The following is a 14,852-nucleotide window of genomic DNA, read 5'->3' as shown; positions in this document are numbered from 1 at the left end:
AGTCTGGAGGGAAACCGGCAGGCTTGCAAGTAACAGTTAGATAACATGCCTGCCCATTCGCGAGCAGGCCTGTTTTTTCAGGAAAGCAACTCCAGCATCATTGTCTGGCTGAGACTCTCGTCCGGTTTTAACGTGGTCAGATGTCCACCCTGCGATCGGTGATGATCGTCCGGCGGGTGGCTCATCGGCTCAATACAAAAGAAGTCAAACGCATAGCCTTTATCAAACGCGGGATCGGAAACAAAAACAAAGTAACAAGGGGCTGCAGGTTCGGTTTTCATCCGTAGCACATAACCATGCTGCCTGATAAGCGCCTCGCCGTTCCAGCCTGCAAAAGCGTTGTTCACCCACCGACGTGGCAGCGCGTTCAGCTGATTGAAATCCAGTGAGTCAGGCAATCTGTCCTGGTACTCACCCGCCAGCCACTGCTCGCGCTCCAGCCAGTAGCCCGAAGCCTTCGCCTGTAACTGCGTCGTTTCGCTCAGCGGAAAGTACGGGTGCCAGCCGAGGCCAAATGGCAGAGTCTCTTTCCCCTCATTCGTGACGGTAAGCGTCACCGATAACGACGATGCCGAGAGGTGAAAATGCTGCTGCGCCTTGTAGCGATAAACCCCGTGTCGCTGTTGATAAACGAGGGTTAATCCATCGTCTGACGCCCCGTCACACTTCCAGTCGTTCAGCCAGCCGTCACCGTGCAGATAGTGGCTGTCCCACGCTACGTTCGGCGCCAGATGATACGACTCGCCTTCCCACATAAAGCGATTTCCGCTGACCCGATTGCCAAAGGGCACCAGTGGGAAACAGGATGACTCCACCGCCACGCCACTCTGTTTGCCAGGGCGCAGCAAGGGCATATCGTTGTGCCAGAAACCTTCAATGGCCCCACCGCGTTCTGACACCACGAGCCGTAACGCCCCGCTCTGTAAGGTATAAAGCGCCATCTTGTGCCTCGTCAGTCAGGGAAATTGATAACCACTTTGCCGCACTTACCGCTCGCCATCAGCGCGTATGCCTCTCCCGCCTGTTCCAGCGAGAATCTGTGGGTGATGGCATTACGCGGCCACAGTTTCCAGTCGGTAAGGTCATTCGCACATTTTTCCATGTGGAAAAGACTGGTCACCCAGGAGCCGATAATGCGCCGCTGGTGATGCATCAGATCGGCGCTGACTTCGAACTCCACTTTGCCGGTTTCGCCAATATAAACCACGCGGCCCCAGTCAGCGGTAGATTGCAGGGCCAGCAGACGCCCGGCGGCATTGCCGGAGCAGTCGAGCGCCACATCAGCGCCGCCGCGTGTGATATCCGCAATGATCGCCGCAAGCCCGTCGGTGGTCGCCAGATAGCCGTGGTCCATCACCCCAAGCTGCCTGGCCATCGTCAGTCGTTCCGGCAGCATATCCACACCAATGACGCGTTTCGCACCACGCCCCCGCGCCAGCATCATAGCCATCATCCCCACCGGGCCGAGTCCGACCACCAGCACGTTATCACTACCGGACACTTCCCCGCGCAGAATGCCTTCATAAGCCGTACCCACGCCACAACTCACAAAAGCGCCATCTTCATAACTCAGGGCTTCCGGAAGCAGGATGAGATCTTTCTCTTCCGCCAGCAGGTATTCGGCGTGGCCGCCATCGCGCTGCCAGCCGTAAGCGGCTTTTCCTTCTCCGGTACAGGAGATTGGGAATCCCCGGCGACAGTTTGGGCAAAATCCGCAGCCCGAGATGTGGTATACCAGCACGCGGTCACCCTCTTTGAAATGGCGACACCCTGGCCCACGCGCCACAATCTGCCCGCACGGCTCATGCCCATTGATAAAACCCTGGTACAACGGTTTATCCGGCGCCGCAGCGGTCGCCCGATGTTGATGGTAAATGTAATGGACATCGCTCCCGCAAATACCCGACGACTTCATTTTAATCAACACCTGGTTGATGCCAGGTTGCGGGACGGGTACTTCCCGCAAATCGACGGTGGAATTGCCCGGTAAGTAAGCTGCCAACATGGTTTTCATCATTCCCTCGTTCCTCTGTAGCAATTATGTTTGCGCCCTGTCCGGCGCGAAGAGTCATCGAATCAGCGTTTTTTACTGTTACGTTGGGTCAGCAGAATGTTCGCCAGTACCGCCACCACGATGATGACGCCGCGCACCACCTGCTGGAAAAAGGAGTTAATTCCAAGCAGTACCAGCCCGTTACCGATAAGCGTGATGACCAGCACACCAAGCAGCGTGCCGAGCAAAGAACCGCGTCCGCCGGAAAGCGCGGTGCCGCCGACCACAACGGCGGCAATCACATCGAACTCCAGTCCGTTAGCCGCCCCGGCGTTGCCCGACCCCAGGCGCGCCGCCAGCAGAATGCCGGTCACTGCAGCCAGCAGGCCGGACAGCGTGAAGATCAGAATGCGCACCCGTTTGACGTTAATGCCGCAAAGTTGCGCGGCGGTCGCGTTGCCGCCCACGGCGAACACCGAGCGACCAAAGGCGGTTTTACGGCTGATAAACACAAAGAGCGCGAAGATAATCATCATGATCAGCGCCGAAACCGGCACGCCGAGGAACTGTCCGCCCAGCCAGTCCAGTACATCACTCTCTTCAATAGGTACCGGCAGCGCATTGGTCATAAACAGCCCCATACCGCGCAGGGCGCTCCATAACCCTAAGGTCGCCACGAAGCTCGGGACGTTAAACACACCGCGCAAAATACCCGCCAGCGTGCCCAGGACCGCCCCCAGCAGGAGCACCAGCAGGCAAGCTACCAGCAGAGGCACCTGGAATTGCAGCAAAAAAGCCAGACAAACAGAGACAAAAGCCACCATGGGCCCGACGCTGACATCAATTTCACCGGAGATAATAATCAGCGTCATCGCCCAGGCGGCAATCCCGATAGTGGCGGCATCACGCAGCACGTTCATTTGGTTGTTAAGCGAGATAAAACCGGGCGCATTGAACGAAAACACCAGGTACAAAATGGCGATCACCACCAGCAGGCCAATCACGTTGATATGGCGACCTACGAACTGTTTTAGCGACCCTTTTTTGCCATGCGGCAGGGTGATAGATGAGGCAGACATCGTAAATTCCTCTGTAGGGCGGTCATCAGTGGACGGACAAAATCGCGGACATCAGTACATCCACGCTGACGGGAGAGACAAATTCGTGGGTAAACGTCCCTTGCTGAAGCAACAGGATGCGGTCACACACCAGCGGTAGCTCCTCCACCTCACTGGAAATGAAGACCACGCTTTTGCCTTCCTGGGCCAGTTCACGGACGATGCGGTAAATTTGCTGTTTGGCTTCAATGTCGACGCCGCGCGTAGGTTCATCGAGCAACAGGATTTGGCTGCCCGCATAGACCCAACGCCCAATCACCACTTTTTGCTGATTGCCGCCGGAGAGCGTGCCGATAGCGGTTTCGCTGCTGCTGGCTTTCACACTCATGCGCTGCATGATGGACTCGGTGAAGGTCCGAATGCGTTCCCATTGCAGCACACCCCGTCGGCTGACCGAATGGCGATTGGTAATCACCGTATTTTCATCCACGCCAAGCAGCGGAATGATCCCGGCCTCTTTACGGTTTTCTGGCGTATACCCCATGCCGCGCTGGATCATGGTGCCGTAGTCAGGTTTTTGCAGCGTTTCGCCGTTAAGGGTGATGACGCCCGCCTCGAAACTTTCCAGACCAACGATCGCTTTGAGTAGTTCCGTGCGCCCTGCCCCCAACAAACCGGCAATGCCCAGCACTTCTCCCCGCTGCAGATGAAATGAAATGTCTTCCAGCTTGGGCCGCATTCGTAGCCCTTTGACCTCCAGCACCGTTTCCTCATGGGAAACCGCCTGGCTGACCGGAGCGAGATCCTGATGCTCGCGCCCGAGCATCAGCGAGACAATATGCCCGGTGGTGGTATTTTCCAGCGCCACATTACCCGCCACCTGCCCGTCACGCATGATGGTGGCCGATGAGGCAATCCGCCGGATCTCCTCCATCCGGTGGCTCACGTAGATGACCGCCACGCCAAGCGCCGACATCTGTTTGACCGCCGACATGACCAATTCCACTTCGGCGCTGGCCAGCGAACTGGTGGGTTCATCGAGGATAACCAGTCCCGGTTCCCCGGCCATCACACGGGCAATTTCCACCAGCTGTTTTTGCGCCGGGCTCAGGTTTTCCACCAGCGCATCCGGTTCAACATCGACACCCAGTTTTTCCAGGCATAGACGGGCCTGACGCTGCATGAGCCCGGTGTCAATCATGCCGCCCTGCTTCGGCCAGTGACCGAGGCAGAGATTTTCTGCCACCGTCAGACCTTCGACCAGGCTGAGCTCCTGATAGACCGCCCGTACGCCAAGCTCCGCCGCACGGCGGGTTAAGGTGGCATCCGCACCCTCCAGCAGCGTGCCAGAAAGACGCACTTCACCGCTGTCGAGCCGTTCACTGCCAGTCAACATACGAATGAGCGTCGATTTACCGGCACCGTTTTTACCGAGCAAGGCCCGGACTTCACCTCGGTGAAGAGTGAAATCAACGTTATCCAGCGCCACAACGCCCGGGTAACGCTTATTCCCCCCTTTCACGGAGGCGATGGGGTTTTCATGCATAACCATCGCCATGTTCCGCCTCTGTCAGGGTAAGCCATCCACGTGAGTCGCCAGCCACTGCTTGCCGTCATCCGCTTTGGTATAGAGATCGATAGGCACCTGAATCACCTTCTCTTTCGGCGGTGTCTTGTTGATAACGTTCATCGTCTGGGCAAAGACCGCATCGCCCATCTTCTTACCGGAGATATCAACAACGGCTTTAAGCACCTGATTGTTTTGTAGCTCCTGGGCAATTTCGGTGGTCATATCAGAACCAAACACCGCAATTTTTCCGGCCTGGTTCTGGTTGCGTACCGCTTTCACTGCACCGAGCGTGGCCCCACCCGACTCGCCCATAATGGCGTCGATGTCCGGCGTTGAGATAATCAGCTTCTCACCCACGGAAATGGCTTTATCGAGCACCGTCCCTTCCTGATTAGCGACGATTTTCATCCCCGGCACTTTCGCTTTCAGCGCCTCTTCGAAGCCTTTGCGGCGCTGCACGCACACTTCGTAGGCCTCACAGTTGATAACCGCAATTTTCGGTTCTGTGATGTTTTTCGCGACAAAGTACTCCGCTGCAGCCTGGCCTAATTTGCGCCCGAACTCCATCGGGTCACCTACCAGCCAGGCAGAAACGTACTTATCCACCCCTTTCTGGCTAATGCAGGTGTTGTAACAAAGCACCGGAATACCCGCCTCGCTGGCGCGGCGAATGGTGCGGCTGCTGCCGTTTTCCGAAACGGCGGAGAGAATGATGGCGTCCACATTGCGCGCCACCAGGGTGTCAATAAACGAACTCTCTTTCGAGATATCGCCCTGGGCATTGGTTTCAATCAACTGCACCTTCACTTCGGAGGCTTTAGCCGCATCCTGCACGCCCTGGCGCACCCCGGCGTAGTAGCCTTGTGTGTCGAGATAGATAGCACCGATGGTCATCTCTTTCGGTGCCGCATGAGCAGTAAAAACAGTGGTAACTAACGGGAACAGGGTCAGTGCCAAAAGCGACGCTTTTAATGTGCGGGACATAATTGTCTCCTTGTAAGGTCTTCGTTTTGTTGTGTTTTACGCGCGGCAAGACGCGTGGTGTTACCTTAAATTTTTAAATATTTTATACATTTACCTGAGAGCGACGGTCAGGCCGCTCGCAGATTTCAGTAAACAAGATTTAGTGAATGAGATGCAGCACATAGGACATCACCCGCGAAAAGAGCGCCGCTTTCGGCCAGGCGGGGTTAAGTGTCGTCAGCGCTGCGCTGGCCTGATTCCACCGACTTTCGTCACCCATGCCCGCTGCGGACAACGCCTGAATGTACAGGCACTTCTCCTGATGCTGCTGTTGCAAAGAGCCGTACAGTGAGAGCAAATCGGGCTGCGAAACAGCAAAGAAATCCGCTTCAACCGGGGCGTGGAGCATATTGGCTGCCCACTGCGCCATGTCCGTAAACAGCGCGTCAGCAGCAACGTTATCGCCCAGCATGCGCAGCGCCATGCCCTGCCAGAAGAGATAATCGGCGGGCTGGTCGTTGTAATAACTATGGACATTGAGTGTGCGGTCACCCTGCGCGGCTTTTTGCCAGGCCGCCTGCGCCTGCGCCTCATCTCGTTGCAGCCGGGCACAGACGCCTAGCCAGAACCAGATGTCGTTGTCGGTCTGCCCAGGCAAACGTCCTTCACTCAGGTTTTCCGGGTAACGCAAGGCGGCGATGAGCAATAATTCTGCGCGGGCAGGATGGCGAGCGTCGATGGCCTGCCACGCCTGCAGCAATTGATTGAGAATAAACTGGCCCGTAATTTTACCTTCGCCCCCTTCCCAGGGGTGGAATTTACGACGCTTTAGCACGGCGGTGGCTTTCTCTGTTTCACCACACAGGTGCCAGAGGTTAAGCAACTCCGCCGTCATGTCATCGCGTTTTAAGGCACATGAAAGGTTAGCCTCCAGCCGTGTCAGTCGACTTTGCGGCGTGGCCCCCGTAAGTTTTGCCAGCAAATCACGCTCAAACAGCAAACGCGCGTCGTCGGGTAATAAACGGCAGGCAGTGTCGAGATAACGGGCGGCGAGCGTTTCATCCTGTTGCTTATTCCAGGCGTATATAGCAAGACCACGCCAGGCATCAGCCACGCTGTCGTCCATCGCCACGCACTGCTGCCAGAGCGCCACCGCTTTTTCGTCATTGCGCTTACTGTAGTGGAAACAGGCCAGCAAATGACGGGCAAACGCACTTTCCGGGAGTATGTTTAACGCATCCACTTCATCCAGCGTATTGGGGAAACGCACAAAGCGCGGGAAAGCGTCAATAGCACGGGCAATCAGCGGTGCACGGTCGGATTCAGTGAGCAAGCTCGCCTGTAGCAACAGTGGCAAGGTGCGCTCACAAGCCAGTTTCTCCAGTACCCCGATAGCCTCAGTTTTCATTCCCCAGCTCAATAGCTGCCCGGCAGTGAGTAGCGCGTTGATATCGCGCCCGCCGCAGATGTCGCGCCAGGCGTTCAGCGCTTCATCACTGCCTTCGCTTTGCCATTGCAGCCACCACACCGTTGGGTTCAGCGGGTAGTCATGACGCAGCGTCTGTAGATTTGCCTTCGCCTCTTCTGCATCACCGTTCAACTGCTGCAGGCGTACCTGCAGGCACAGAACGTCCTGATTGGTCGGGCAAGCCCGTAGACTCTGGCGGCAAAACTCGATGCCCTCCGGGTAGTGCAACTCACGGGCAGCCAGGCGTGCCAGCCCATAAAAACCCGCCGCTTTGCTGTTGCCGCTCCAGATCGCCCGCCAGAAATCCTCTTTCGCCTCCGCGAAGCATTGCTGGCGTTCAAGGGCGCTGGCACGAATAAAACTGGCCTGCCCGCACTGCGGATTTTTATTCAGTCGGTGTGCGCGAGCCAACGCCTGCGTCGCATATTCGACGGCGCGCGGGTAGTCAGCACGGTTATATTCGAGGGTGGCCAGCGCCAGGTTGCAGCGATAATCGAGCGGATCAATCGCCACGCCACGGATGTAATAATCAAAGGCCGAACGGCTGGCATGGTTGTACTGCTCAAGGTGCTGACCAATAAACCAGGCTTCATCGGCTGAGGTTATGTTTTCTGCAGCGGCAGGGGCCGTAGCCACTTCCGGCAACGGCATCTCGCCAGGCTGATGCTCTTCATACGCGAGAACGACGATGCCATGCGTATCTTTAAGCGTGAGTGTCAGTCGCGCGGGACGGATAGCATCAAACTCGCCCTGTCGTACCGAGCACGGCGCCAGATTCACGCTTTCGTCCAGTAGCGGCGTCGGATTGCCCGTCTCGGTGAGTAGTAAACGATAGCCCGCCAGAGACGCAATCGCATAGAGTCCCCACTCCACGCCGTTGTCACTGCGCTGCAGCTTTAATACCGCATCCCGTGAGGCGTTCTGTACCATCCCGAGGGTGTGGTACGGCAGGAAATACTGCACAAAGCGTTTCTCTTCATACGCATCAAGCCAGGTGAAATCGGGCTGATTATCGGCAAAGATCCCGGTCATCAGCTCAATGTAGGGTCCGTTGATATCGGTGAGGCTACGATCCCAGGCCTGACCAAATTCACTGTGTCCCCAACTCCACTGTTTTTTGCCAGGCGCAATATGGTGGTCGGCAACGTGCAACAGCCCGCCGTCTTCATCATGCGACCAGGCCCCGACGAAATCATAGGCCGACTTCTCCGCCATATACGAGGTCGGGACTGGCACGTTCTTATAGCGGGAAATGTCGACCCCAGCGGAATAATCGACTTTGTAGTAAGTCCCGGTGGCGATGGGGAACGCGGACACGGCTCGTTTGCCGTGGTCGAACACGGCTGTCACATCAGGCGGGAAGACGCTTTGATGGTCATCCCCCCCTTTCACCGCCGGGTTTGCCCACCATAAAAAGTGGCGCGGCGTGGCGTTAGCATTGTAGACGCGGCTGCCAATTTCGAGCGCAGCGCGATTAGGGCGCAGAGTGAAGCCGGTCATCACCTGTAGCCCGTGCATCGGCTCAGTTTCTCCGACCCATACCGTCTTGCTGCCGTCGTCATGCTCTTCAAACGTGCAATCCACCGGCATATAGGTGGTCGGGCGATGGTGCTGTGGCCAGTTGAACTCAATACCCCCCGAGATCCAGGGACCGAGCAGACCGACCAGCGCCGGTTTGATGACCTCATTGTGATAGACAAAATCGCGCTGTTTGACCTTATCAAACGCCCTCTGTACACGCCCGCCCAGTTCCGGAAGGATCATGATTTTCAGATAGTCATTTTCCAGCCAGACCGCCTGCCACGCTTTCTCTGTTTTGCTGTCGCTCAGCGTATCGGTCACCCCGTAGGGGTAGACGGCCCCCGTTGACCCCTGATAAACGCGGTTTTCAAGAAACATAGGGTGAGTGTCCTGCGGACCGGTTTCGTAAGTAGGGATAAAGACGGTTTCACGCCAGACTTTTACGGGTTCCATATTGCCCTCTTAATTAACAAGACATACTAAAATGTGGATTTGTGGGCAGTCTGACAGACTAAGACAAGGCGTTTTCGCATAATAATCACGCAATACACTAAACAAGGTTTAGTAACCATGAGCGTCTGCATTAACAATCAACAGATTCGCCGCATCAATAAATGCGTAGTACTGGAGCACCTTTACCGTGAAAAGCGCGCGACCAAATCCACGCTGGCAAAGCTGGCGCAGGTCTCTATTCCCGCGATAAGCAACATCCTTGAGGAGCTGGCGGCAGAGCACCGCGTGTTGAATGTGATGGACGAGAAACCCTCCCGCGGCCACAGTAGCGGAACCTGGCTGATTGCACCGGAAGGTGACTGGACGCTCTGCATGAACATCACACCGACCAGCATCGAATGCCAGCTCGCCAATGCCTGCATGAGTCCGAAAGGGGAGTACGAACGTCATACGTTGAACGCCCCTCACCCACAGGCCTTGCTGGCTGCAATTGAGCAGTGCTGGCATCGCTACCGCAAAGCGTGGCCGGGGCGCACGCTCAACCTGGCGCTGGGGATCCACGGGCAGGTCGACCCGGTAACCGGCGTATCGCAAAATATGCCGCAGGCCCCGTGGAGCGAGCCGATTGAGCTGAAGTATCTGCTGGAGGAGAAGCTGGGCGTACGCGTTCTGGTGGATAACGACTGCGTAATGCTGGCCCTGGCGGAGAAGTGGCAGAATCACGGCCACGCACGGGATTTCTGCGTCATCAACGTGGATTACGGCATTGGCTCCTCCTTCGTCATTAACGAACGGATTTACCGCGGGACGCTCTATGGCAGCGGGCAGATAGGTCACACTATCATCAACCCGGACGGCGTGGCCTGCGATTGTGGGCGCTATGGCTGCCTTGAAACCGTTGCATCATTAAGCGCGCTGAAAAAACAGGCGCGGATCTGGTTGAAGTCGCAATCTGCGCCGATGCTGGATCCTGATGCCCTCACGACCACACAGTTGATTGCCGCATGGCAAAACGGCGATGCGCGAATCATGGCATGGGTGGAAAATGCTGCCAGCGCTATCGGCCTGAGTTTGTATAACTTCCTCAATATCCTGAATATCAACCAGATATGGCTATACGGGCGAAGCTGTGCATTTGGGGAGCGCTGGCTGAGCACTATCGTGCAACAGACCGGGCTGAACCCGTTCGATCAGGGCGGGAACCCGCGTATTAAGGCCACACAGATTGAAATGGGGCAGTTAAGTCGCGCTCAACAAATTATGGGTATTGGCTATTTGTACGTTGAGGCATTGCTCAGTGAAATGCACTAGCGAATGTAGGAATCCAGCACACTCAGCACCACATCAAGGTCGGCTTCACGTTTGACCTCATCATTTTCATGAACGATATGATCGGTCAAATGCCCTTTGATAACCTCTCGCATCAAACCGTTAACCGCTCCGCGAATAGCGGCGATTTGCTGCAAAACCTGGGCGCATTCATGCGGTTCATCGAGCATTTTTTTCAGTGCCGCCACTTGTCCTTCAATCTTACTCGCCCGCGCTTTGAGCTTTTTTTTATCCCGAATGGTATGCGACATACTGACCTCACTTTCCCCTCTGCTGAGTGGAAAAATCATACCATAGAACAACTGGGGGGGAGTTTCTTTCTACTGGGGGGTAGTATTTTTTACCGGGGGGAGTAAATTGAAAAGAGAAAACAATTAGCGAGAATTATTCTCATGACCGATTTTGCAACCCTCTTTCAGCAGGGAAATGGCTGGGTTTTCATTCCGAGCGCCATTCTGCTCGGCGCGCTACACGGCCTTGAGCCGGGGCATTCAAAAACGATGATGGCGGCCTTTATCATTGCGATCAAAGGCACCATAAAACAGGCGGTTATGCTTGGCCTTGCGGCGACACTATCTCATACGGCGGTAGTCTGGCTTATCGCAATGGGCGGAATGTTTATCAGCCGTCGGTTCACCGCCGAAGCCGTGGAGCCCTGGATGCAGATAATTTCAGCGGTGATCATTCTGGGTACAGCCGCATGGATGTTCTGGCGTACCTGGCAAGGTGAGCGACAGTGGCACGCGGGTCACCACCACCATGACCACGCCCATCACGATCACCACCACGATCATGATCATTCGCCTGCCCACACTCATTCTCAAGGGTTGGTTTTCCAGCCGGCCCAGGCCGCCAGCCTGAGTCTGAACCGGCCGGTGATCCTTTCTGTGCGGAAAGTTGAGAAACAAGAAGAGTATCGTGACGCGCACGAACTGGCCCATGCGCGGGATATTGAGCGCCGCTTTAACGGTACTAAGGTGACTAACGGGCAAATTCTGCTGTTTGGCCTGACGGGTGGACTCATCCCCTGCCCGGCAGCGATCACTGTGCTGTTGATCTGTATTCAGCTTAAAGCGTTAACGCTGGGCGCTACGATGGTGGTGTGCTTTAGTTTCGGTCTGGCATTAACCCTGGTGGCGGTGGGCGTGGGGGCTGCAGTAAGCGTACAGCAGGCAGCGAAACGCTGGTCAGGATTCAACACCCTTGCGCGGCGCGCGCCCTATTTCTCCAGCATATTGATTGCGCTGGTGGGGATTTATATGGGCGTTCACGGTTATTACACCCTGCAATAAGGCAAAAAAATGCCCGCGAGGTGCGGGCATTTTTATATGCTTTCAGGACTTATGCATAAACCGGGAAGCGTGCGCAGATATCCAGAACTTTACCTTTGACGCGCTCAATAACCGCTTCATCATTGATGTTGTCCAGTACATCACACATCCAGCCAGCCAACTCTTTCACTTCCGCTTCTTTAAAACCGCGACGCGTCACTGCCGGAGAACCGATACGGATACCGGAAGTCACAAACGGGCTCTTCGGATCGTTCGGCACGCTGTTTTTGTTGACGGTGATGTTAGCACGACCCAGCGCCGCATCCGCTTCTTTACCGGTCAGGTTTTTGTCGACCAGATCCAGCAGGAACAGGTGGTTTTCCGTACCGCCAGACACCACTTTGTAGCCACGGTTCAGGAACACTTCCACCATCGCTTTCGCGTTTTTAGCAACCTGTTGCTGGTAGACTTTGAACTCTGGCTCCATCGCTTCTTTCAGCGCGACGGCTTTCGCCGCGATAACGTGCATCAGCGGGCCGCCCTGAGCGCTCGGGAAGACAGCGGAATTCAGTTTTTTGTACAGCTCTTCGCTACCGCCTTTTGCCAGGATCAGACCACCACGTGGACCCGCCAGGGTTTTGTGGGTGGTCGTCGTGACGACGTGAGCGTGTGGAACCGGGTTCGGATAGACACCGGCCGCAATCAGACCGGCAACGTGTGCCATGTCGACGAACAGGTATGCGCCAATGCTGTCTGCGATTTCACGCATTTTTGCCCAGTCAACGATGCCGGAATACGCAGAGAAACCACCGATGATCATCTTCGGTTTGTGTTCCTGAGCCTGCTTCGCCATGTCTTCGTAGTCAATTTTACCGGACTCATCGATACCGTAAGGAATGATGTTGTACAGTTTACCGGAGAAGTTGACCGGGGAGCCGTGAGTCAGGTGGCCGCCTTGCGCCAGGTTCATACCCAGAACGGTATCACCCGGTTGCAGCAGCGCGGTGTAGACTGCGAAGTTAGCCTGAGAGCCGGAGTGCGGCTGTACGTTCGCATAGTCAGCACCGAACAGCTCTTTTGCACGGTCGATCGCCAGTTGTTCAACGATATCGACATACTCGCAACCGCCATAGTAGCGTTTGCCCGGATAACCTTCGGCATATTTGTTGGTCAGCTGAGAGCCCTGCGCCTGCATTACACGCGGGCTGGTGTAGTTCTCGGAGGCGATCAGTTCAATGTGTTCTTCCTGACGTACTTTTTCCTGCTCCATAGCCTGCCACAGTTCGGCATCATAATCGGCAATGTTCATTTCACGTTTTAACATCCGCATCTCCTGCTCAGCTAACAATAAAGCAACTCAAATTTGAGGGCCCGTTTTGGGTGACGGCTCACAGTATAACTGATTCATATCGCGATAACAGGTCTTGACAAAGGTTTTTACGCAAACGATTGGCTGCGCGCCAGACAAGGGTTTGAGAGATAATGCACTTTCCCTTTGCAACGGAATTCTTTTCACGTTTGTGATGCAACTTCTTCACGTTTGTAATTCGTTGTTGCCCCCGCCCCCCCTCTTTACAACCCAGGCATTTCACCTATAAGATGCATTTTAAATACATCTTATAAATCACCTAACAGGAAGCAACCATGCTTGACGTTCAGACCATCGCAACGGTGAAAGCCACCATTCCCCTGCTGCTGGAAACCGGTCCAAAACTGACCGCGCATTTTTACGATCGGATGTTTACGCACAACCCCGAGCTCAAAGAGATTTTCAACATGAGCAATCAGCGTAACGGCGATCAGCGCGAAGCGTTGTTCAACGCTATTGCGGCCTATGCCAGCAACCTTGATAACCTCGCTGCGTTATTGCCTGCGGTGGAAAAAATTGCTCAAAAACACACCAGCTTTCAGATCAAGCCTGCACAATACGACATTGTCGGTCATCACTTGCTGGCGACGCTTGATGAAATGTTCAGCCCAGGCAAGGACGTTCTCGACGCATGGGGTAAAGCCTATGGCGTGCTCGCTGGCGTTTTTATCCAGCGGGAAGCGCAACTGTATACTGAAAACGCGAGCAAGACCGGCGGCTGGGAAGGGACACGCCCGTTTCGTCTGGTGGAAAAAACCGAGCAAAGCGCGTTAATCACCAGCTTTGAATTCGCGCCTGTTGATGGACAACCCGTTGCTGATTTTCGCCCTGGGCAATACATCGGCATCTGGCTGAAACCGGAAGAATTTGCTTATCAGGAAATTCGCCAGTATTCCCTGACCCGCGCCCCTGACGGCAAACATTATCGTATCGCGGTGAAACGCGAAGAAGGCGGGCAGGTATCAACCTGGCTGCATCAGCGCGCGCAGGTCGGCGATGTGGTACATCTGGCGGCCCCCGCAGGCGATTTCTTTATGGATGTCGGGAGCAACACCCCGGTCACGCTTATCTCCGCTGGCGTCGGCCAGACACCGATGCTGGCGATGCTGGATATGCTCGCCAGGACAGGACATAACGCGCAGGTAAACTGGTTCCACGCGGCGGAAAATGGCGATGTTCACGCCTTTGCCGGGGAGGTGAAAACACTGAGCAGCAAACTGCCGCGCGTGACGTCTCACGTCTGGTACCGCGCGCCTACCCATTTTGATAAACAGGCGCAGGCCTTTGATAGCGAAGGGTTGATGGATCTAAGTAAACTTGAGTCGGCATTCAGCGATCCGGCCATGCAGTTCTATCTCTGCGGCCCGGTGCCGTTTATGCAATTCACCGCCAGGCAATTAGTCGGTCTGGGGATTAATGCTGAGAACATTCATTACGAATGCTTTGGCCCGCACAAAGTGTTGTAAGTGACGGGTTTGGCCCTCACCCCGCAAGGGGTGAGGGAGAGAATCAGATAGCCGCGTCGTCTTCTTCACCGGTACGAATACGTACCACGCGGGCGACATCAAAGACAAAAATCTTACCGTCGCCGATTTTACCGGTCTGTGCCGTGCGGATAATGGTGTCGACACAGGTCTCAACGATGTCATCAGTGACAACGATTTCGATTTTTACCTTCGGCAGAAAGTCCACCATATACTCTGCGCCACGGTACAGTTCGGTATGGCCTTTCTGGCGACCAAAACCTTTGACTTCGGTCACCGTCATCCCGGTAATGCCGACTTCGGCCAGCGCTTCACGCACGTCATCCAGTTTGAAAGGTTTAATAATTGCATCAATCTTTTTCATGGTTGGTCC

The 14,852-nt window shown here is 55.4% G+C and carries 12 protein-coding genes; 3 read left to right on the top strand and 9 right to left on the bottom strand.

From position 1 onward, the window contains the following. Positions 1 to 77 precede the first annotated feature (77 nt). The 6 genes from AB182_RS05815 to AB182_RS05790 all read right to left on the bottom strand — a co-directional run bounded on the left by AB182_RS05815 (position 78) and on the right by AB182_RS05790 (position 9,026). The gene (locus tag AB182_RS05815) at positions 78 to 941 is read right to left on the bottom strand and encodes an aldose 1-epimerase (RefSeq protein WP_047369268.1); all 864 of its coding nucleotides are present in this window, start codon (positions 939 to 941) and stop codon (positions 78 to 80) included. A gap of 11 nt (positions 942 to 952) precedes the next feature. Beyond that, positions 953 to 2,014, bottom strand: coding sequence for a zinc-dependent alcohol dehydrogenase family protein (locus tag AB182_RS05810; RefSeq protein WP_047373199.1), 1,062 nt, complete (start codon positions 2,012 to 2,014; stop codon positions 953 to 955). A gap of 62 nt (positions 2,015 to 2,076) precedes the next feature. Beyond that, positions 2,077 to 3,072, bottom strand: coding sequence for an ABC transporter permease (locus tag AB182_RS05805; protein ID WP_047369267.1), 996 nt, complete (start codon positions 3,070 to 3,072; stop codon positions 2,077 to 2,079). Positions 3,073 to 3,097: 25 nt separating this feature from the next. After that, positions 3,098 to 4,609 (bottom strand): sugar ABC transporter ATP-binding protein, encoded by a 1,512-nt coding sequence (locus tag AB182_RS05800; protein ID WP_120785356.1) that lies wholly within the window; start codon positions 4,607 to 4,609, stop codon positions 3,098 to 3,100. Positions 4,610 to 4,621: 12 nt separating this feature from the next. After that, positions 4,622 to 5,605: a substrate-binding domain-containing protein gene (locus tag AB182_RS05795; protein WP_047369266.1), complete on the bottom strand. Its 984-nt coding sequence runs from the start codon at positions 5,603 to 5,605 to the stop codon at positions 4,622 to 4,624. A gap of 139 nt (positions 5,606 to 5,744) precedes the next feature. Beyond that, on the bottom strand, positions 5,745 to 9,026 hold the full coding sequence (locus AB182_RS05790) for a DUF5107 domain-containing protein (RefSeq protein WP_047369265.1): 3,282 nt from the start codon (positions 9,024 to 9,026) through the stop codon (positions 5,745 to 5,747). Between the two features lie 117 nt (positions 9,027 to 9,143). Between AB182_RS05790 and AB182_RS05785 the strand changes: the two genes are divergently transcribed. Further along, on the top strand, positions 9,144 to 10,337 hold the full coding sequence (locus AB182_RS05785; RefSeq protein WP_047369264.1) for an ROK family protein: 1,194 nt from the start codon (positions 9,144 to 9,146) through the stop codon (positions 10,335 to 10,337). Here the strand turns inward: AB182_RS05785 and rcnR are convergent. After that, positions 10,334 to 10,606, bottom strand: a complete 273-nt coding sequence (rcnR, locus tag AB182_RS05780; protein ID WP_047369263.1) for a Ni(II)/Co(II)-binding transcriptional repressor RcnR — start codon at positions 10,604 to 10,606, stop codon at positions 10,334 to 10,336. The two genes, AB182_RS05785 and rcnR, sit on opposite strands and share 4 nt — an antisense overlap. Before the next feature lie 141 nt (positions 10,607 to 10,747). On the opposite strand from rcnR, the gene AB182_RS05775 reads away from it, so the two are divergent. Continuing rightward, on the top strand, positions 10,748 to 11,647 hold the full coding sequence (locus tag AB182_RS05775; RefSeq protein WP_047369262.1) for a nickel/cobalt efflux protein RcnA: 900 nt from the start codon (positions 10,748 to 10,750) through the stop codon (positions 11,645 to 11,647). Positions 11,648 to 11,696: 49 nt separating this feature from the next. On the opposite strand, the gene glyA is transcribed toward AB182_RS05775, so the two are convergent. Beyond that, positions 11,697 to 12,950, bottom strand: coding sequence for a serine hydroxymethyltransferase (gene glyA, locus AB182_RS05770; protein ID WP_015370305.1), 1,254 nt, complete (start codon positions 12,948 to 12,950; stop codon positions 11,697 to 11,699). 320 nt (positions 12,951 to 13,270) lie between these two features. On the opposite strand from glyA, the gene hmpA reads away from it, so the two are divergent. Continuing rightward, positions 13,271 to 14,461: an NO-inducible flavohemoprotein gene (gene hmpA / locus AB182_RS05765; RefSeq protein ID WP_047369261.1), complete on the top strand. Its 1,191-nt coding sequence runs from the start codon at positions 13,271 to 13,273 to the stop codon at positions 14,459 to 14,461. Between the two features lie 43 nt (positions 14,462 to 14,504). Here hmpA and glnB read toward each other — a convergent pair whose 3' ends face one another. Continuing rightward, positions 14,505 to 14,843 carry a nitrogen regulatory protein P-II gene (gene glnB, locus AB182_RS05760; protein ID WP_024549981.1) on the bottom strand — a complete coding sequence of 113 codons (339 nt, stop codon included), beginning with the start codon at positions 14,841 to 14,843 and terminating at the stop codon, positions 14,505 to 14,507. Positions 14,844 to 14,852 lie beyond the last annotated feature (9 nt).

The organism is Phytobacter ursingii (assembly GCF_001022135.1).
GTDB classification, from domain to species: Bacteria; Pseudomonadota; Gammaproteobacteria; order Enterobacterales; family Enterobacteriaceae; genus Phytobacter; species Phytobacter ursingii.
The sequence above is the reverse complement of the archived record's forward strand: the minus strand, read 5'-3'. Positions and strand labels throughout refer to the sequence as shown.